Genomic DNA, 19,475 nt, shown 5'->3' with positions numbered 1-19,475 from the left:
AGCGCTACTCCCGGACCTTCGAGACGATCATGAACATCACCGTCCCAAAGAGAGTGACCGCGAAAGACCAGGAATAAAGCGTTAGAAAAAACGGCTGCATCAGCATGACCACGCCTGCGGCAATGATCGCCGTCGCGATGGCCTCCAGCGGACCGCGCCGCAACATTCTGCTCGTCAGGCTAACGTTCGGCGTTGACGTGTTCACATCAAGGTTCATTTGCGAACGGCCCCAAAGGTAATCCCGCGCAGAAGATGCTTGCGAAGCAGCACCGTGAACACGACGATCGGCACAAGAAAGATCGTCGTGCCGGCGGCTACGGCCGGCCAATCCTGGCCGCCTTCGCCAATGATGATCGGAATGAATGGGGGCGCGGTCTGAGCGTTGCCAGAGGTCAGAAGCACAGCAAAGGCGTATTCGTTCCACGCAAAAATAAGGCAGAAAATCGCCGTCGCCGCGATCCCCGTCGTCGCCTGCGGTAGAACCACCTTCACGAACGCCTGAAAGCGCGTATAGCCATCGATCATTGCCGCTTCTTCGTATTCACGCGGGATTTCGTCGATGAAGCCCTTGAGTAGCCAGACGGCGAGCGAGACGTTCACCGACGTGTAGAGCAGGATCATCCCGAGACGGGTATCCGATAGCCCGACGGTCCGGTACATCAGGTAGATCGGGATCGCGACCGCGATTGGCGGCATCATTCTGGTCGACAGAATGAAGAACAGGAGGTCGTCCTTGAGAGGCACGCGGAAGCGCGAAAAACCATAAGCCGAGAGCGTACCGAGCGCGACGGCAAGCACCGTCGAGCCAAAGGCGATGATCAGCGAGTTGATGAAGCGCGGCACGTAGTTCGACGGCCCGGCGACAACCATGTTGCGGCTGCGCGCGATGTTGTCACAAAGCCCCTGCGGCGGCCCCAGCGTCTGGATAAACTCCTGAGTCTGACGCGAGCGTGTTGTGAAGACATTGCAATAGCCTTCAAGGGAGGGCTTGAAGAGGACCTTCGGCGGATAGGAGATCGCATCGTCAGGCGACTTGAACGAGGTGAGCACGATCCATATCAGCGGAACCATCGTTATGATGGCATAGAGTATGACGAGCAGGCCGGCAAAGCGGCGAGTACCAGTCGACGGTTCGACAACTGAGTGGGCTGCATTTGAGGCGCTCATCTGCTTTTCACCCGGTTCAGCGCCTTGACGTAGATGTTGGCAAGGCCAAACACTGTCACGAACAGAATGATCGCGAAGGCCGAGGAATAGCCGGTTCGCCAACTCTCAAAGGCCGCGCGCTTCAGTGTGATCGAAGCGACTTCCGTGGTCGAGCCCGGCCCTCCTCCGGTCAGGAGGTTGACCATGTCGAACATCTTGAAATTCTCGATCCCGCGAAAGAGCACCGCGAGCATGATGAACGGCAGAGCCATCGGCAGCGTGATCGACCAGAACTGCCGCCAATTCGACGCGCGGTCGACCTCCGCCGCCTCATAAATGTAATCCGGGATCGACCGCAGCCCCGCCAGGCAAATCAGCATCACGTAAGGCGTCCACATCCAGGCGTCGACGATGACGATGGCCCACGGGCTGAGGGTCACGTCTCCCAGCATCTGGAACGACGAAGCGCCGCGCCCCGTGAAGAAGGCGACCACGTAGTTGAACAGCCCGATCTGCGGCTGATAGAGGAAGGTCCAGAAATTGCCGACAACCGCTGGTGAGAGCATCATCGGCAACAGAATGATCGTGGTCCACAGGCCATGGCCACGGAATTTCTTGTCGATCAGGAACGCAAGGCCGAATCCGAGCACAGTCTCGATCAGCACGGTCCAAACCACGAAATGCGCCGTGACCTGCATTGCCGCCCAGATATCCGGATCGGCCAGGATCGACTGGTACCAATCGGTCCCCAGCCATAGCGTCGGCGCGTTCGGCCGATTGGCGCGGTAGTTGGTAAATGACAGGTAGATCGTCCATACCAGCGGGAAGATATTGATCGCCAGCAGCAGCACGATCGTCGGTGTGATGAAGAGCCATGCGAGCGCCTGGTCCGAAAGGCCGCGGATACGACGTATCACGCCTGGTCGGATCGGGACGGCCCGGTAGGTGATCTGCGACGAAGTGCTCAAATCGTTCATGGCCCTGGTCAATCCTGGCGTCGCGATGGTCGACTATGCGACGCCTGCGGGTTCTACCGAAGAGAGCCTGGAGCGCGCTCGGCGTGCGCTCCAGGCGTTTGCCCTAGAACTTCTTGCCTTCTTCCTTGAAGATCGCCTTCCAGTCCTTTACCAGGCCATCGAGCGCTTCCTGCGCCGTGCCCTTGTCCGCCACCACGTAGTCATGCACGCGCTTCTGTTCGGCTTGCAGGAGTTGGGCATAGGAAGGCTCGGCCCAGAAGTCGACGACCATTCCCATCGACTTCAAAAACTCGCCGGCAAACGGCGCGCTGTTCGGGAAGCCCGGATCGTTCAACACTGACTTGGCGCAGGAATAGCCGCCCAGCGCCCACCACTTCTTCTGCACATCTCCACCGGAGAACCATTTGATATATTGCAGCGCCTCGGCCTGGTTCTTGGAGTAAGAAACGACCGAGATGCCCTGCCCACCGAGCTGCGTCGCCCGGGTCGCGGGGCCGGCGGGATTGCTGAAGAAGCCGATCCTGTCCCCACCGACGTTCGGATCTTTGTAGAGGCCCGGGAAGAAGGCGAAGAAGTTCATCTGCAGCGCGACTTGCCCCGACTTGAACGCATCAAGCCCTTCGGACATGTAGGAGTTGGATGCTCCGGGGGGCGTACAGCACTTGTAGAGCTCCTTGTAGGCCTCGAGCCCCTTCACGGCGCCGGGCGAGTTGACGAACCCGTCCATTGAATACGGCTTCTTCGGATCCTGATACTGGAAGCCGTAATCATAGAGGTAGTTCGACACGCCCATGGTGATGCCTTCCGAGCCCCGCTCGGTATAGATCGAAGCGCCATAGACCTTCTTGCCGTCGATCTCGCGGCCCTGGAAGAATTTTGCGATGTCGCGCAGTTCATCGAGCGTCTTCGGCACGGCGAGATCGCGGCCGTACTTGGCCTTGAAATCGGCCTGGATCTCAGGCCGCGCAAACCAGTCTTTGCGATAGGTCCAGCCCACCGCGTCACCCATGGCGGGCAGCGCCCAATAGTTCGGGCTGTTCTTCGGCCACTCGGAATAGCCGACCACTGTCGCCGGCATGTAGTCGTCCATGCTGATTCCTTCCTTTGTGAAGAAATCGTTGAGCTTGACGTACTGACCGTTCTCGGCGGCGCCCCCGATCCATTGCGAATCCCCGATGATGAGATCGCACAGCGAGCCATGCGAATTGAGCTCGTTCAGGAAGCGGTCGGCATAGTTGGTCCACGGCACGAACTCGAACTTCATGCCGACGCCGGTCTTGGCGGTGAAATCCTTCGACAGTTCGACCAGGGCGTTGGCAGGATCCCACGCGGCCCAGCACAGCGTGATGGTCTTGGCCTGCGCATGCGCAGGAGTAGTCCCCACTCCGACACCGAGCGCGGATGCGAGAACTCCGAACGTAGTAAGAAGCGCCTTTACTGTCTGTTTCATAACGCTTTCCCTCCCAGTGGGGCCGGCCATCGACATGGCGCGACTCTCCAACCCGCTCGAATGCTTCGAGCAGAGCGATACAGTCCTTCACGGGCTGAACGACTAAACGGACGTTTCCTCGCGCCTGCCTGGATTCTTAGGGATTCAGCCAAGCTCGATTTGTTTAGTGAAACACTATATACTAAACATTGCAAGCACGCTCTTAAGTCGCTCGGTCATGGTGCCCCTCGCGAAATTGAGGCAGCGACCATGCGCTCAACCGGTGCTGGCTATGCGATCTGCGCCACCTTAAGTTACATCAGGGACTTTGCGTTCGCGCACGGCTGCCTCGACCTGATCTGCAAGAACCGCGAGATGGCTGGCTCTAGAGACGAATACGCATTGTCGCTATGGACGGCGATGCCGTCTGGCTTCGTGCCTGCCTAACTAACTATCTTCTTTCTGAAGAAGAGAATGCAGACGTTGAGCGAGTTCGGCCACGCCAAAGGGCTTGTGAATAATCGGGAACTCGTCTGTCGCCCCGTGACGCGCGAGCACGTCTCCCACGTAGCCCGACGTAAGTAATATCTTGATCCTGCTGTTCCGCCGCTTTGCTTCGCGAGCAAGCTCGACGCCATTGGGACCATTCGGCATGACGACATCGCTGAACAGAAGATCGAACCCCTGATCGCTGTCGAGAATTCGGATGGCTTCGGTACCGTTGTGAGCAAGGCGAATCCGATAGCCAAAGCTCGTCAGCATTGCAGACACGACTTCCAACAGATCTTCATTGTCCTCGACCAAAAGAATTCGCTCGGAGCCTCCCGGCATAGCCCGGGTCTGTTCGGTTTCCACCTCGTCGCGAGCCTCCTGATTGGCTCTCGGCAGGTACAGTGAGATCGTGGTGCCGGCGTTAGGGGCACTTTCGACTGAAATATAGCCACCGGATTGCCGGACAAAGCCATACACCATGCTGAGACCGAGGCCAGTGCCCTTGCCAACTTCCTTGGTAGTGAAGAAGGGCTCGAAAATCCGGTCTCGCACCTCGGGAGACATCCCCTGCCCCGTATCCGAGACGGACAGCCTCACATATGATCCGGCCGGACATCCAGCGACGGCTTCCCCATCCAGAACGACGTTCCGCGCCTCGATCTCGAGCACTCCGCCGCCCGGCATCGCATCGCGGCCGTTCAGCGCTAGATTGAGAAGGGCAGTCTCCAGCAGGGATGGATCCACCTGACAGAGCCACAATCGCTCGTCGATCTTCAGCCTGACCTCGCATTCTGCGCCGACCGCCTGACGGACGAGCCCCTGGAAGTTGGAGATCAGCTCGTTGGCATTGATCAGTTTAGGGTTGAGCTTTTGCCGTCGAGAGAAAGCGAGGAGCTGTGCGGTGAGCTTCGCCCCCCGGTCGGCGGCACGCCGCGCAGTCGCGGCGAAGCGCCGGATCTTGCCGTCATTTGCCGCGCGCTCGATGAGATCAAGGTTTCCCGAAACGACGGCAAGCAGGTTGTTGAAGTCATGGGCAACACCGCCCGTGAGCTGTCCGACGGACTCCATCTTCTGGCTCTGATGAAGCTGCTCTTCGATGCGCTGGCGCGCCTCCACAGCATGCTTTTGCTCGGTGACGTCTCGAAAGAAGATCGCGATCCCTTCGCCAGAAGGAAACGCGTTGATCGCATACCATGCGGCACGACGAGGACAGTGCGCTTCGAACGAAACCGGACGGCGGTTCGACATGACTTCCCGAAGCTGCTCGACGATTCCCGTATCGCGGGCATCCAGAAGCGACGCCTGCAGGTGCATTCCAATCAGATCACGCCCCTGAGCGATCTGAGACCAGGCCCTCTGGTTGAAGAAGCTGATCCGCCAATCGTGGTCGACGATCACGACGCTGTCTGTCGTGCTTTCGAAGAGCATCGTAAGCCGGGCCGCGGCGTCCTCGGCCTTCTCTTTTGCATCGGACAATTCCTGCTCGCGGCGATCCAGCGCATCGGCCATGGTGTTGAAGGCGCCGGCTACGCCTGCGATTTCAGAACTGCCGCGGATGTTCACCCGGCGAGCATAGTCGCCGAGGCGCCATCGATTCGCGGCGTCAACTAATAGCCCGAGCGGCCGATGGATGAATTGCCGGGCGCCGAGCAGCGTCAGGCCCAGCACCATCATGGCGCTGAGGGCGATGAGGAAGATGTCGTGTCGGGTCCGGCTCTGGATCTCGGCAAAGGCGTTCGCCTTGTCGAGGCCGAAGCTGACGCGAAGTCCCCCGGAATCGGGCCCGAGAGCCGAGAAACCCACGATCCTCTCGACGCCGTCGACATCAACCAGGTCGGCTGCGAGACCGTCGCCATACTGCCTCTCATCACCAGCGCGAACCAATTTCTTACCGACAAATCGGTCATTGTCCGGATAGCGGGCAAGGTAGGTGCCGTTGCGATCCGTGATGGCCAGCGCGTCTCCCGCCGGAACACCCGCGCGCGCGATGTAGTCCGCTAACCAGTCCAGGCCGAGAGGCGCAATGATGACGCCCCCTGGCTGACCATCATCTCCGTAGAAAGGCAGCGCGAACTGAATGAGTTTCCGATCGACGGACAGACCGATCGAGAATTGTCCCACCGTAAACGCGCCCGTCTTCAACGCGTCCGCAAAGTAGGGACGCCCGGAGACATTCACCGGCTTGCGATCCGTGTTTGTATCGCAGAAGGGCTGGCCACTCAGATCGGTAGCGACGAAAGTGAGGAAAGCCGGAAACCGGGACCTCATCCCTGCCATCGCCGCATTGCACCCCTTGCTATCTTTCGCCTTTATCGCAGGGAGTTCGGACAGCGCAATCAGGACCTGCCGAATGCCCTGAACGATCTGTTGCTGCTGTTCGGCGGCGAGCTTAGCGAGACCGAGCGCCTGATTCTGTACGTCCACCTGGCGCGCGCGTCGAAGGTTAACTTCGTTGTACGCCTGAATCGAGATAGCGGGCAATAACGCGACTGCGACAAGCGCCAACAGGCGCGACAAGATGGTCATTCTCTGCCGTATTCAAATCGTCCTGGAGCTTGCTGTGCATTTCAATCCCAATGGCCATACGCTTATAGGCGTTCGTTATTCCAATCACGATCGTGAGAACCACGAGTGACCGCTCGTTGAACATGCGCGGCGGCGCAAGCTTCATCCGCACCCGCATTCAAATGACACATGCTGCATGTTCGCCCCTGCAATCCCGCCCTACTCGCGAGCGCCATGACATCGCGCGGTGGTACAGCCAAAATCGACAATCTTGGTACTGTTTTTTTTGAGCGGGCATCGCGCATCTATCTGCCAAGACCAACGGCAACTCGGATGTAACTTCGACCTGTGGCACGACGGTTCGAATGCGTCGGGCGCGATCGCGCCGCGGCGTCGGAGTATTGCGTCGGTAAGACCAAACCTACTTTGCTTAAAGCATCGCCTTGCTCATCATCGCTCATGAAATGCCAGGCGATCACAGATCCGATCTGGACCACGCCAGCGATACCGGCAAGCGCCGGTACTTCATGGCCCAACCATCCTGGAAAAGCTGGCGGTGATGGAGTTATGGTCTAACGAATCGGCGGATGTGTTTCGGTAACGGAAGGGGCCACCTGGATCGGTTCCGTTACAAGCGCCTTTATCTTGTCGAAGTCTGCCTTTGACCCTCCAGGCACGATTAACCTTGGCGGTTAGGCTTACCGAGCAAGCATCTCCGCGAGAAGCTTGACGGCCGATCTATGAGCCGTTGGCCAGAACCGATAGATTGTAAGGATTGAGTCGTTGCGTTCGAGTGGCGCGCGTGAGTTTTCAGCTTTCCATATTGAAGATTTTGGCAGGGCAGCCAGACGGCCGGGGAAACCTTGAGCTTATCAAGCTGCATCTCGCGGTTTTCTATACGAGCGGCCCTGAATGGACGTTGCGTATGAAGCGTCTCGCGGAACTTGCGCCGGATCTTGATGCGTTCAGCCAAGGACTCATCACTCGTGAACGCGGCGCATGGACTATCACGAACCAAGGACGCGACTTCCTTGCCAAACTCGAGGAGGCTGCCTTGGGTGCAACGCCAGCCATACGGCCCCCCGACCCAGCCGAGCCGGTTGAGGTCGAGCAAGCCTCGCCAATAGCTCCGCCAGCGGCGGCTTCTCTGCCGAAAGTACTGGAGCGATCGCACGGGGGGATGTCCCGATCGCTGTTGAACTACGTCGGGTCGACGTTGCCGGAATGAATATTACGCAGCCCTCGTGACGTGGGCAACGGACTTGATTGTCATGCGATCGTGGTGAGCTTGAAGGGCCGCACGCAGAACCGACAATTGCTTATGCGCCTTCAATCGTCGGAAGCCCTTGTTGGCCTCGATCATACCGGCCGCGACCCATCGCAAGGCCATACCGGCATCCCGCCAGCGTTTAACGTTGCGCGTGACGCGGCGAATGGTGCCCATCATGTTCTCGGCGATATTGGTACAGGCGAGCGATCGGCGAAGCTCCTTCGGCAACTTCAACCGGACGACAGTCAGGATTTCGTCGAGGCCTTCGAGGATACTGGCCGCAACGCCGGGCCATTGCTGGTCGAGTCGACGCGCGAGATTGCGGATCAATTTTTCAGCCTTGTCGGCGTCATCGAGCTCCCAGGCCTGGCGCAGCACCCGGCGGGTGGCCGCATGATGCTCTTTCGGCAGGCGTTCCATGATGTTGCGCGCCTTGTGGATCTGGCAGCGCTGGATCGCAGCGGCCGAACCGAAGGTGCGGCGGATCGCCTTCGACAACGCCTTCGCGCCGTCGGCGATGAACAGTCTTGGCACCGTCGGGTCGAGCCCGCGCGAGACCAGGTTGTCCAGCAGGGCCTGAACCGTTGCTGCATTCTCGGTCGCCCCTTCCACCAGCGCCAGCGGATGCTTGTTGCCTTCGCCGTCAACCCCGATCGCGGCCACCAGCACGAGATCGTCGTCGAGATGCAGCCCGTCGATTTGGACCACCAGAAGGTCGAGCGCGGACAGATCGGCAGCCATGAAGTCGGCCAGCCGCGCCGCCGACAGAGCCACGAACCTCCGCGAGGCCGCCGACTTCGAAATCCCCGATCCGGGCGGTGCCGGCACGTCACCCTCGGGCAGCCGGACGGCGCGGCCGAACCGGCGCGTCGACACATTGATCAGCATCAGGTTCATCGCCCAGCGACCGAGCCAGTCCTCCTGCGCCGCCGTTTCCCAGCTCGGGATCGTGACCTCGCGGCCGTCCATGCCCCGGACCCGCGGGCGATCGACCTCGATCTTGCCGCCGTGGAAACCGATCCGCCCCCGCGTTCGGCCCCAACGGTGCGCCCGCCGCGCCGCATCACGACCGTGGCGCGGCCCGCAGGCCGCTGTCACATCCGCCTCCATCATCGTGCCGAGCGCCTCGATTCCTGCCGCAAGGCAGAACCGATCGAAGCTCGCTCGCACTTCCGCAAATGATTTCTCCACAGCCCCGGTCGCCGGCCAACCAGCCGGTGTGATATCTCTCGTCATGGCGTTGCTCTCCTTTGTGGAATCAGCACCCCGAGCCTACCGGCTCAAGGTGGGCAACGCCGACCTCTTCAGAAATTCAACAGAACCCGGGACATCCCCTCGCACGGGCGCCCCCAAGGCAAACACCGCAAGAACCATCGCAAACGATCGGCTTAAGTCGGCGGAATCTTAGATCGGTTCGGTCTAAGAGTCTGTCCGGAAAGATTACCTTGGATTGCATAGCTTTCGCAGCATGAGTCGGATGGAGGCCAGCTTGAGAAAGGCGAGCGCCCTGTGATTGAAGCATTCCCAATCTTTGGACAGTCTTCGGCATCGCCCGAGCCAGGCAAAGGTACGCTCGACGATCCAGCGTTTGGGCAAGACGACGAAACGGTGAGCCTGATCGGAGCGTTTGACGATTTCGAGGTTCACGCGCTTCAGAGCGCTACGCAGCCCCTTCTGGAAATGTGGCCCTTGATATCCGCCGTCGGCGTAGAGCTTCAGAAGAAAGGGATAGAGGCCGAACAACGTTGCCATCAGGAGCACGCCGCCGTCGCGATCCTGGATGTCCGCCGCATGCACGATGGCGTGCATCAAGAGGCCTTGCGTGTCGACGAGAATGTGCCGCTTCTTGCCCTTGATCTTCTTGCCCGCGTCGTAGCCATGGAGATCATGAGGCCCCCTTTTTCAGCGCTTTTCACGCTCTGGCTATCGATGATGGCGGCGGTGGGAGAAGCCTCGCGCTCGGCCCTTTCGCGACATTCGACATAGAGGGCGTGATGAATTTTATCGAGCGTGCCGTTCCAGCTCCACAGATCGAAGTAGCCATACAGCGTCGAGCGCGGCGGCAGGTCCTTGGGGATCGCGCGCCACTGGCAACCTGTGCTCAGGATGTACATCAGCCCGTTGGCAATCTCGCGCAGGTCCACCGTACGCTTGTTGCCGCCGCGCTTGGCCGGCGGGATGCGAGGCGCGATCAGCGCCCACTCCTCGTCGGTCAAGTCGCTCGGATAGCGCAGGCGGCTGCGGTCGTAGCGTGCACGGTTCTCGGTAGTCCACATTGGCGGCGCGTCCCCATCGAATCAGGCCGCTCACCTTGAATCACAACCGATTCATTCGACTCAACATGTTTTGGAACAGACACTAAGACGGATCGACCTCCTCAGCCCTACGGTTGGTCAGTGGGGCGAGAAGGCGCGCGATGGCCTCGTAACGGCGATGTACTCCCTCGAATATTCCCCGCTCTCCGAAGATGACCGTCTGCGGGCGCGTCAGCCGTCGTAACGACAAGGGCAGCGGTCGAAAGACGCAGCGAGCGACGGGTCGTGATTGTTGGATGCGGTACGTCTCTCATCGCTGAACTCCAAATCGGTGCAACACTGTTGCGCGGTCGACCCACAAAACCGCTTCCGACTTTTGATCAATCGTTATCGTTGTGCCTCGCTATCCGACCAACACGTAATTGCGCGAGTGTTGTTCGGATACCTTTGTGGGCGAACCTAAGAACCAAATCACCAGATCGGCGTTATCCCGGCACTATGGAGCCGTTTCGCGGAGGTCTAATGATGGACCCGAATCGAGCAGCTTTACTCCTATCTGCTATCGCTCTGGCCATCGCCATTGGATCGGCAATCACGTCAGAGCGCCTCGATACTCGTACGGCCAGCAACGACGCAGCTCCCGGAACGGTAGGCCTCGCTAGGCCACACCCGCCGCTGGACCGTGCGGCAGGTGAACCGATACAAATGGTAGGCGGGCCGCCTGGCGCGAGTATTCGGCAGCGTCCCTGACCGAACACTGGCCACCCAGCGAGAGCGCTACCGAAGCTCCTTGATGTGGCCGGTGCTGTCGACGATGAGCGACCGCTCCGTACCCTCCTTGATTGCTCGGTAGGTCTTGATCTTGCCGCTCGGGACCTCCTGAATCTGCGAATAGCCCGCGGCAGGTAGCTTGGCCTCAATCTCCCCCTGCGTCAGGGCGAACACAGGCGAGGACGCCCCCACCGCTACAACAATGGCAATGACTGATCGCATCGTTCGCCTCCTGGCTCCGCCAGAGGATGCGATGGCTCCGACCGTTTTTGGCGGCACGCACTGTCTCACTGAAGTTCGCCAATTTTCGCTAGCGATTAGTCGAGCTGCAAAGCGCGAATCGCTAACTCTTGTTAATCATTGGGGCACACGCTCTACGTCAGATATTTCATACTTCTATTTTTTTGCCGCGCATGGCCTTTGGTCGAAGAAAATCGGACCGTGTTCAATTTGCCCATCAGCACGCCGTCAACTTGATGGCTGTGGATGGCACTTGGAGCCGAGTCTGCGTTCTCAAAGACATTTCAGTAACGGGGGCAAAGCTAGAGGTTGAGGGCTCGACTGACGTCCTAACCTCGCGAAAGTTCTTCCTAGTTCTATCGTCAACGGGCCTCGCATTTCGTCGCTGTCAGTCGGTCTGGTTGGATGGACCAGCCGCTGGCGTGCATTTCATCCACGATAAGAGGAAGTCTGCGTCGTGAGCGCCATGCAAAACATGGAGCTGATCGTCCAGCGCAGCTTGCCTACTCTTGACGTAGAGTCCCTTGAATGTTGTGAGGCGAAAGAAGCACTTTTCCGAAGCAAAGACGGCTTTATGCTCTATCTAAGTGTCTGTTCCAAAACATGTTGAGTCGAATGAATCGGTTGTGATTCAAGGTGAGCGGCCTGATTCGATGGGGACGCGCCGCCAATGTGGACTACCGAGAACCGTGCACGCTACGACCGCAGCCGCCTGCGCTATCCGAGCGACTTGACCGACGAGGAGTGGGCGCTGATCGCGCCTCGCATCCCGCCGGCCAAGCGCGGCGGCAACAAGCGTACGGTGGACCTGCGCGAGATTGCCAACGGGCTGATGTACATCCTGAGCACAGGTTGCCAGTGGCGCGCGATCCCCAAGGACCTGCCGCCGCGCTCGACGCTGTATGGCTACTTCGATCTGTGGAGCTGGAACGGCACGCTCGATAAAATTCATCACGCCCTCTATGTCGAATGTCGCGAAAGGGCCGAGCGCGAGGCTTCTCCCACCGCCGCCATCATCGATAGCCAGAGCGTGAAAAGCGCTGAAAAAGGGGGCCTCATGATCTCCATGGCTACGACGCGGGCAAGAAGATCAAGGGCAAGAAGCGGCACATTCTCGTCGACACGCAAGGCCTCTTGATGCACGCCATCGTGCATGCGGCGGACATCCAGGATCGCGACGGCGGCGTGCTCCTGATGGCAACGTTGTTCGGCCTCTATCCCTTTCTTCTGAAGCTCTACGCCGACGGCGGATATCAAGGGCCACATTTCCAGAAGGGGCTGCGTAGCGCTCTGAAGCGCGTGAACCTCGAAATCGTCAAACGCTCCGATCAGGCTCACCGTTTCGTCGTCTTGCCCAAACGCTGGATCGTCGAGCGTACCTTTGCCTGGCTCGGGCGATGCCGAAGACTGTCCAAAGATTGGGAATGCTTCAATCACAGGGCGCTCGCCTTTCTCAAGCTGGCCTCCATCCGACTCATGCTGCGAAAGCTATGCAATCCAAGGTAATCTTTCCGGACAGACTCTAACAGATGGAGCCCCACCGCCTCTTGGTAGGGAGCGACTGGTCCCATTGAGTCTTCGTCAGGCACTCCTCTGGCTAAACGAAAACCAACTCTCCGAGGCTGGGTCTTTCTGGGCATAGCGGAGAGCAGCTTAGCTGCAATACCGACAAAACCAAGTTTGCGTCTGGGCCCAACCCGCTTAAGCAGCTCGCGGAGTTGCGGATGGAGCATCCCCCGCGAGACCGCAATCGCATTGAGGCCACTCCGGATCCTGCCTTCAAATCACTTCCGCCGATGCTGTTGGCTTACGTTCTCAACCAGGCCCTGATCACGATCCGCCACCGGGTGCTGTTCTGGGAGCGTCTCGGACGGGTTGAGGCACGCTTATTGCTCCCTGCCCTCACGCGACGCGCATCAACTCGGCGTCACGCCAATGCTCGACCCGCCTACTTGATCGTCGCGTGCACTGTGATGACCGATGTGCCAGAAGCCTTCGGCCCCTTGCCGGTTGCTTTGATGGCAAAGGTGTCACTTCCTTTGTATCTCGCCTTCGTCCTGTACTCGTAAGTCGCAACGTCGAGCTTCTTCAGTTTGCCGTGTGCTGGCTTTTGCGAGATTTCCGAGCTACTCGCCGCGCCGCGCAACGTGATCGGGAAGATGCAACTGTCCCCAGACGCGACGCTGATGTCGCCGGTCGAGTTCTCGCCCCAATCCGCCAATTCCATTGATCTGGAACATTCCGAAGCCGCCAGGACGATAGAAACATAAGTTGGGCTGGAAGCTCCCGCGACAAGCGCCAGAGTGGCAAGGCTAGACAATCGCATCGTTGATCTCCCGGATCATGCCGCAGCTTAGCGCGAATCGGTGAGCAGTAGTTTCGTTGATTTCAGTGGGGGACTGGCATCGGGTTGCAGTCCGCCGAATCATGGCGGTCGTGAGCTGTCCGGGGTAGAGCGGACATGCTCCGCCCCTCCGTTACAGGAGCCTGCGGGCCAAATTCCGGACGCATGCACCGCAGCAAATAGAGCTCTTAGTCTACCCCATCGTCGGTGGGCGAAGCGGCGTTGTTGCAGGCGAGCGCTGAGAGGCGCTGAAGCCGACCGGGAACCCTGCCGCGCGAGTCTGGATTCCCGCGATGGTTGGGGTAAGGTTACGCTGCCTGCGTAGAAAAATTGCAAACAACACCCGGGAGGAAGTGATGCTCGACACCACGCTTAGCGCGCGCGTCCAGGTTTTCCTCGACAAGTTTGAAGCCGCGCTTGCGGCGGGCGATCTCGACGCCGCCGTAGGAATGTTCGCTCCGGAATGCTACTGGCGCGACCTCGTTACCTTCACCTGGAACATCAAGACCATGGAAGGCCGCGATCAGGTCCGCGACATGCTCGCGCATTGCCTCGCGCATGTGAAGCCGCGCAACTGGAAAATCGCCGAGGGTGAAACGCCAACCGAGGCCGGCGGCGTGACCGAATCTTGGATCACGTTCGAAACCGAGGTCGCGCGCGGATATGGACTCATCCGCCTGCAGAATGGTCAGATCTGGACGCTCTTGACAACCATGGCCGAACTGAAGGCCCATGAGGAAAAGGCTGGCTTCAGCCGACCGCTCGGCGCCAGGCATGGCGTCAATCCCGGCGCCAAGACCTGGAAGGAACTGCGTGACGAGGAAGTCGAGCAACTTGGTTTCAAGAGCCAGCCCTACGTGCTTGTCATCGGCGGCGGACAGGGAGGCATTGCGCTCGGGGCCCGGCTGCGCCAACTCGGTGTGCCGACGATCATCGTCGAAAAGAACGCACGCGCCGGCGATTCCTGGCGCAACCGCTACAAGTCGCTCTGCCTGCACGACCCCGTCTGGTACGATCACTTGCCCTACATCGATTTCCCCAAGAACTGGCCTGTGTTCTCGCCCAAGGACAAAATCGGCGACTGGCTGGAAATGTACACCAAGGTCATGGAGCTGAACTACTGGTCGAACACCACGGCCAAACACGCCAGTTGGGACGACACCAAGAAGGAATGGACCGTCATCGTCGAACGCGATGGCAAGGAGATTACTCTGCGGCCCAGGCAGCTTGTGTTCGCGACCGGCATGTCGGCCAAGCCGAACATGCCGAAAATCAAAGGCATGGAAACGTTCAAGGGCGAGCAACACCATTCCTCACGCCATCCCGGCTCCGGCGGCTACAAAGGCAAGAACAAGAAGGTGGCGGTGATCGGCTCGAACAATTCGGCCCATGACATCTGCGCTGCGCTGTACGAGGCCGGCGTCGACGTAACGATGGTGCAGCGTTCAACGACGCACATTGTGCGCTCGGATTCGCTGATGGAGAGTATCGGCGATCTTTACTCCGAACGCGCCGTCCGCGGCGGAATGACGACGGCAAAGGCCGATCTGATCTTCGCTTCACTGCCCTACCGGATCTTGAATCAGTTTCAAAAGCCGGTCTACGACAAGATCCGTCAGGACGACGCCGCTTTCTATGCCGGGCTGGAGAAGGCCGGCTTCAGGCTCGACTTCGGTGACGACGATTCCGGGCTATTCATGAAATATCTGCGCCGCGGCTCGGGCTATTACATCGACGTCGGCGCCTCACAGCTTATCATTGACGGCAAAATCAAACTGTTCGCTGGACAGGTCGAGGAAATCACGCCCAACGGCGTCAAGCTCGACAACGGCAAGGAATTGCCGGCGGACGTGATCGTCTATGCCACCGGCTACAGCTCGATGAACGGCTTTGTCGCCGATCTCGTGAGTCCGGAAATGGCCGACAAAGTCGGCAAGGTCTGGGGCCTCGGCTCGAATACGACAAAGGACCCCGGCCCATGGGAAGGTGAGCAGCGCAACATGTGGAAGCCGACGCAGCAGGAAGGCCTATGGTTCCACGGCGGCAATCTGCATCAGTCGCGACATTACTCGCAATTCCTTTCCCTGCAGTTGAAGGCGCGCTACGAGAGCATCCCGACGCCGGTCTACGGCCTGCAGACTGTCCATCACAAGGCCTGAAATTGCCGAGCGCACAGCGGGGCTCGCGGATTGCGAGCCCCATGCCATTTCCGGGTCTCCGCACTCGCCAGCGCAATGGCCGCCTTGTCAGCGCGCAGCAGAAAGGGCTCGGGAATGGTTAGGCCAAGTGCCTCTGCACTCTCCGGGTGTCATCAAAGCTGGTGACAGGGAGGTCACCGGTTCTAGAGAATTCCCCTCGCCAGTGGAATTGGACCTTCTATTTAGACACGGTTGAGAGCGCAGTTCTCAGTGGTTTGCGGGCTGAATTGAGCGCGCCGAAAGTTATTGCGGAGTACGTGCGTACTTATCTCGAAGAGCGAAAGCGCCTCGCAATCACATCGAATGGAAAAAGGCAGCGCCTCGAACAACAGCTTAGACAGTTGAATCGAGAAATCGAACGACTGGTGGATGCGATCGCAAAAGGGCACGGCGATCCATCCATTCTCGGTCCGCGATCGACCGCCCTCGGCGCCGAACGCGAGCGAATATCTGAAGAGTTGCGGAGTGAACCGCCGGCCGCAAAAGAGGTCGCGCTGCATCCAACTATTCTCAAGCGATATGAAGAACAGCTAGGTCGGCTCGAGGAGGCGCTAACGAAGGGTATCAGTTCGGGCGACGGAGAGGCCGCCGAAGCCATCAGAGACCTGATCGACACTGTCACCGTGTTCCGAGATCCATCACGCATCGGTGGCGTAACGGTGGAGATATTAGGCCGGTTAAACGCCCTGTTGGGGGAAAAGCTTTCCCAAACCAAGTCAAAGGGGTGTGGGGAAAGATGGTAGCGGGAGGGCGTCTTGGTCGCGATAGCCGACAAAATCCCACTGGAATCGTTGATCTTGGGACGTGGACCCGGTCTCGGATCGAAGCGGTATCGCTGAATACCTGATGCCGACCTCTGTCTAACCCCAAACCCGCCGCGCACGGCGGGTTTTTCTTTTCGTGCGCCACCGGCCGGGTGCTTCCGGCTCATTTCAACGGAAACAATGACTAGAACCGAAATCGAGGCGGCGATTTTCGCCAGCCTCAAGAGAACCGCGCGTTGGCGCCGAGCCGTCGCCCAACGCTTTCCTAACGATCCCCGCAACCTTGCAGCCGCTGAGCGGCTTGGCGATCTAGCGGGACAGGTCTCCCTGTCAGGCGAACACTGCGCCGCCCTCGCTCCCCATTTCGACGATCGCGAGCGCTGGAATGATGTCCTGTCCGATACCAGCCGCGCGGTTGGCATCCGGCCGGGTCTTGATAGCTTCGATGCATACGCGCAACGCCTGATCGGTGCTCCGCAATGAATTGGGACCAATTCCTTACCGCTGAACTCACCCGCAACCCCTTGCCGGTGATCGACCCTCGCGACTGGCAGGACAAGCCGGTACCGACCCGCGACTGGCTGGTTGATGGTCTAGTCCCCATGCGGGTGGTCACGCTCTACTACGGCGACGGTGGCACCGGCAAAACCCTGACCGCGATGCAGTTGATTGCGGCAACCGCCCTGAAGCTCGATTGGTTCGGCAGATCGGTGGAAAAGCCCGGTCCCACCTTGCTCTACACTGCCGAAGATGAGGCCGACGAATTGCACCGCCGTTTCGCCGCTATCATCGCTCAGAGCGGCCACCAGTTGCGCGACCTTGAAGGGGTGCAGGTGATACCCATGGCAGGGTTAGACCGTAAGCGTAGCTCTGCGGCCCTTTTGAATGGCGCTTGACGCCTATTTTGTTCGCGTGGCGCGTCGCCGCGGCTTCCTTGTGTCGGACAACGCGTTGACGGCGGCTTCGAGTGCCTTCCGGTCGACGACGTTGGGATCGAACCGCTCCGGGCCCCAGAGGCGCATGTGTCCGTGCTCGGGATGGGCGGGGTCGCTGATGGCGGCGAGGTATTCGGCATAGCCTGGCGCACCGCCGACGTCTTCCGGAGGACAACGACCGGCGGCCTCGAGCAGGAAGGGAAGCCCCTCCGTCGTGGTGTTCTCGAACCATTTTTCGAGCTTGATCACATGGTCCCAGCTGTCGCCGAAGTCATAGAGATAGTGGATCGTCTTGGCGCCGGTCTCGCGAACGATATCGCACAGCCGCGCTTTGCGGGCATCCATGGGCTGGTGACCGTAATCATTGTCGGGGTCGGGAATCCCCCAATGTGCCTCACCAGCAAAGAACTCGAAGAGGTGACTGTTCGTCCAGCCGAATGCCTCCTGAAGCGTCAGATGCAGCCGATCAAGGCGCAGGGTGACGGGTACGACAAGGCGACGCATCACCTCCGGCTTCACATCCTTGAGGGTCACCTTGATCCGGACCGCGGTCGTGTTCAGGCTCATGCCGCCAGCCTCGGATCGCGTGTATGCATCGTATAGGTCGACGCCCAGGGAAGCAGTTCGTCCAGTCGCGCTGCAGGCCAACCATTGACGAGCTTGGCGAGAACGTCAGCGAGCCAGTGCTCGGCACTGACGCCATTGAGCTTACAGGTCTCAATGAGCGAAGCCAGCAATGCCCAATTCCCGGCGCCTTCGTCGCAACCGGCAAAAAGAGAGTTCTTGGCGTTGAGCTTGATCGGTCGCATCGCACGCTCGACAGCATTCGTGTCCATTTCGATGCGCCCATCATCAAGATAGAGCGTCAGGCCGTCCCAATGACGTAGTGCATAGCGCAAAGCCTTCGCCGTGTCGCTCTTCTGCGCAAGGTGATCGAGCTTGGCCTCAAACCACTGCTTCAAGGCTGCAACCAGAGGCCGGGTATGCGCTTGTCGGCCAGCACGGCGCTCGTCCGCAGATCGGCCGCGGAGGGCCTTCTCGACCGCGTAAAGCTGGGCGATGCGCTCAAGAGCCTCGCGGGCAACCGGAGCTGGCGCAGGCGCAGCCTCCCGCTCGATCTTCACAAACTGGCGCCGCAGATGCGACCAGCAGAAGGCGAGCGTCCCGGACAGGGCGTCCGCACGCGTCTCTCGGGTCATGGTCTTGTAAGCCTGATAGCCGTCGCAGTGGATGATGCCGCGATAGCCCTCCAGCAGCCGCAAGCCATGAACGGCGCCGCGGCCCGGTGCATAGGCATAGACTACCCCAGGCGGATCAGGTCCGGCCCAAGGCCTGTCATCGCGTGACAGCGCCCAGAAGTAGCCGGTTTTTGTTCTGCCGCGCCCCGGATCCAGCACCGGCGCCGGGGTCTCATCGACACAGAGCTTCGAGGAGGCGAGCAGAAGCTGGCGCAGACGATGCCACACGGGCTTCAATTCCTGGGCGGCATAGCCGACCCAGAAGGCGAGCGTGGAACGATCCAGCGCTATTCCGTGCGTCGCCAGCATCTGCGCCTGGCGGTAAAGCGGCAAATGCCAGTGATACTTGGCATCGATCACATGCGCGACCAGCCGCTCGGTGGGCAATCCTCCCCTGATCAATCGCTCGGGAGCCGCGTGCTGCAGGACGACGCCATGACAGGCGCGGCAGGCCAGCTTGGGACGGCGGGTGATGATGACGCGATACTGCGCCGGAACGACGTCGAGCCTCTGGCTCTCATCCTGACCAATCTCGAAGAGGTTGCCCTTACAAGACGGGCAGCAGCTCTCGGCCGGCATCATAGTCTCGATGACGCGCGGCAAATGCTCCGGCAGCTGACCACGGTTGGCTCTGCGCGCGGCAGCTCTCTTCTCGCCTGTTTTGGGATTGGCACGATTCTCGGCGGCTTCGAGAGCCGCAACGGCCTGATCGATATCCTCCAGAACAAGCTGCAGCTGATCAGCGTCCAGCTTTTCCGAGGACCGACCGAACTGCGCATCTTTCGCAAGCTTGAGCAACCGCTCGAGCCGGGCGCAGCGATCCAGCAGAGCCGCGGCAAAGGCACGCAACTCGGCTGGATCGCTCGGTAGCTCATCAGGCAAATCACTCATTGGCCCGAGCTTGCCATGCT

General features: G+C 59.8%; 16 protein-coding genes and 2 pseudogenes. 7 read left to right on the top strand and 11 right to left on the bottom strand.

Annotated elements, in window-relative coordinates; genetic code table 11:
* Nucleotides 1-4 precede the first annotated feature (4 nt).
* The 5 genes from HAP41_RS10000 to HAP41_RS09980 form a co-directional block, all read right to left on the bottom strand.
* Nucleotides 5-217, bottom strand: coding sequence for a hypothetical protein (locus tag HAP41_RS10000; RefSeq protein WP_166102948.1), 213 nt, complete (start codon nt 215-217; stop codon nt 5-7).
* On the bottom strand, nt 214-1,167 hold the full coding sequence (locus tag HAP41_RS09995) for a carbohydrate ABC transporter permease (protein ID WP_028150087.1): 954 nt from the start codon (nt 1,165-1,167) through the stop codon (nt 214-216). Before HAP41_RS09995 ends, HAP41_RS10000 begins: the two co-directional genes overlap by 4 nt.
* Nucleotides 1,164-2,123: a carbohydrate ABC transporter permease gene (locus tag HAP41_RS09990; protein WP_166102951.1), complete on the bottom strand. Its 960-nt coding sequence runs from the start codon at nt 2,121-2,123 to the stop codon at nt 1,164-1,166. Before HAP41_RS09990 ends, HAP41_RS09995 begins: the two co-directional genes overlap by 4 nt.
* A 103-nt stretch (nt 2,124-2,226) precedes the next feature.
* Complete coding sequence (locus HAP41_RS09985; RefSeq protein WP_166102954.1) at nt 2,227-3,573, bottom strand: ABC transporter substrate-binding protein; 1,347 nt, start codon at nt 3,571-3,573, stop codon at nt 2,227-2,229.
* A 426-nt stretch (nt 3,574-3,999) separates the two neighbouring features.
* On the bottom strand, nt 4,000-6,570 hold the full coding sequence (locus HAP41_RS09980) for an ATP-binding protein (RefSeq protein WP_166102958.1): 2,571 nt from the start codon (nt 6,568-6,570) through the stop codon (nt 4,000-4,002).
* A 781-nt stretch (nt 6,571-7,351) separates the two neighbouring features.
* Between HAP41_RS09980 and HAP41_RS09975 the strand changes: the two genes are divergently transcribed.
* Nucleotides 7,352-7,777, top strand: a complete 426-nt coding sequence (locus tag HAP41_RS09975; protein WP_166102961.1) for a hypothetical protein — start codon at nt 7,352-7,354, stop codon at nt 7,775-7,777.
* 3 nt (nt 7,778-7,780) lie between these two features.
* Here the strand turns inward: HAP41_RS09975 and HAP41_RS09970 are convergent, their stop codons facing one another.
* The 3 genes and pseudogenes from HAP41_RS09970 to HAP41_RS09960 all read right to left on the bottom strand — a co-directional run bounded on the left by HAP41_RS09970 (nt 7,781) and on the right by HAP41_RS09960 (nt 11,067).
* The gene (locus HAP41_RS09970; protein WP_166064748.1) at nt 7,781-9,055 is read right to left on the bottom strand and encodes an IS256 family transposase; all 1,275 of its coding nucleotides are present in this window, start codon (nt 9,053-9,055) and stop codon (nt 7,781-7,783) included.
* A gap of 204 nt (nt 9,056-9,259) precedes the next feature.
* Nucleotides 9,260-10,095, bottom strand: a pseudogene (locus HAP41_RS09965) (IS5 family transposase).
* Nucleotides 10,096-10,851: 756 nt separating this feature from the next.
* Entirely contained in the window at nt 10,852-11,067 is a 216-nt protein-coding gene (locus HAP41_RS09960; RefSeq protein WP_166102966.1) for a hypothetical protein, read from the bottom strand.
* Between the two features lie 191 nt (nt 11,068-11,258).
* Here HAP41_RS09960 and HAP41_RS09955 point away from each other — a divergent pair, with 191 nt between their 5' ends.
* A complete protein-coding gene (locus HAP41_RS09955; protein WP_166106103.1) occupies nt 11,259-11,546 on the top strand; it encodes a PilZ domain-containing protein in 288 nt (95 codons plus the stop codon).
* A 209-nt stretch (nt 11,547-11,755) separates the two neighbouring features.
* Nucleotides 11,756-12,591 (top strand): annotated as a pseudogene (locus tag HAP41_RS09950) (IS5 family transposase).
* A 442-nt stretch (nt 12,592-13,033) separates the two neighbouring features.
* Here HAP41_RS09950 and HAP41_RS09945 read toward each other — a convergent pair.
* Nucleotides 13,034-13,411 (bottom strand): hypothetical protein, encoded by a 378-nt coding sequence (locus HAP41_RS09945; protein WP_166102969.1) that lies wholly within the window; start codon nt 13,409-13,411, stop codon nt 13,034-13,036.
* 374 nt (nt 13,412-13,785) lie between these two features.
* On the opposite strand from HAP41_RS09945, the gene HAP41_RS09940 reads away from it, so the two are divergent.
* The 4 genes from HAP41_RS09940 (at nt 13,786) to HAP41_RS09925 (ending at nt 17,287) form a co-directional block, all read left to right on the top strand.
* Complete coding sequence (locus HAP41_RS09940) at nt 13,786-15,588, top strand: flavin-containing monooxygenase (protein ID WP_166102974.1); 1,803 nt, start codon at nt 13,786-13,788, stop codon at nt 15,586-15,588.
* A 266-nt stretch (nt 15,589-15,854) separates the two neighbouring features.
* Nucleotides 15,855-16,370: a hypothetical protein gene (locus tag HAP41_RS09935; protein ID WP_248577192.1), complete on the top strand. Its 516-nt coding sequence runs from the start codon at nt 15,855-15,857 to the stop codon at nt 16,368-16,370.
* A gap of 201 nt (nt 16,371-16,571) precedes the next feature.
* A complete protein-coding gene (locus HAP41_RS09930) occupies nt 16,572-16,874 on the top strand; it encodes a hypothetical protein (protein WP_166102979.1) in 303 nt (100 codons plus the stop codon).
* On the top strand, nt 16,871-17,287 hold the full coding sequence (locus HAP41_RS09925; RefSeq protein ID WP_166102982.1) for an AAA family ATPase: 417 nt from the start codon (nt 16,871-16,873) through the stop codon (nt 17,285-17,287). Before HAP41_RS09930 ends, HAP41_RS09925 begins: the two co-directional genes overlap by 4 nt.
* A 3-nt stretch (nt 17,288-17,290) precedes the next feature.
* Here HAP41_RS09925 and HAP41_RS09920 read toward each other — a convergent pair whose 3' ends face one another.
* Both HAP41_RS09920 and tnpC read right to left on the bottom strand, forming a co-directional pair.
* Entirely contained in the window at nt 17,291-17,893 is a 603-nt protein-coding gene (locus tag HAP41_RS09920) for a plasmid pRiA4b ORF-3 family protein (RefSeq protein ID WP_166055583.1), read from the bottom strand.
* Nucleotides 17,890-19,455: an IS66 family transposase gene (tnpC, locus tag HAP41_RS09915; RefSeq protein ID WP_166055670.1), complete on the bottom strand. Its 1,566-nt coding sequence runs from the start codon at nt 19,453-19,455 to the stop codon at nt 17,890-17,892. The genes HAP41_RS09920 and tnpC overlap by 4 nt, the downstream gene beginning before the upstream one ends.
* Nucleotides 19,456-19,475: the final 20 nt, after the last annotated feature.

The sequence above is a fragment of the Bradyrhizobium barranii subsp. apii genome (genome assembly GCF_011516635.5).
GTDB classification, from domain to species: domain Bacteria; phylum Pseudomonadota; class Alphaproteobacteria; order Rhizobiales; family Xanthobacteraceae; genus Bradyrhizobium; species Bradyrhizobium barranii.
The sequence above is the reverse complement of the archived record's forward strand: the minus strand, read 5'-3'. Positions and strand labels throughout refer to the sequence as shown.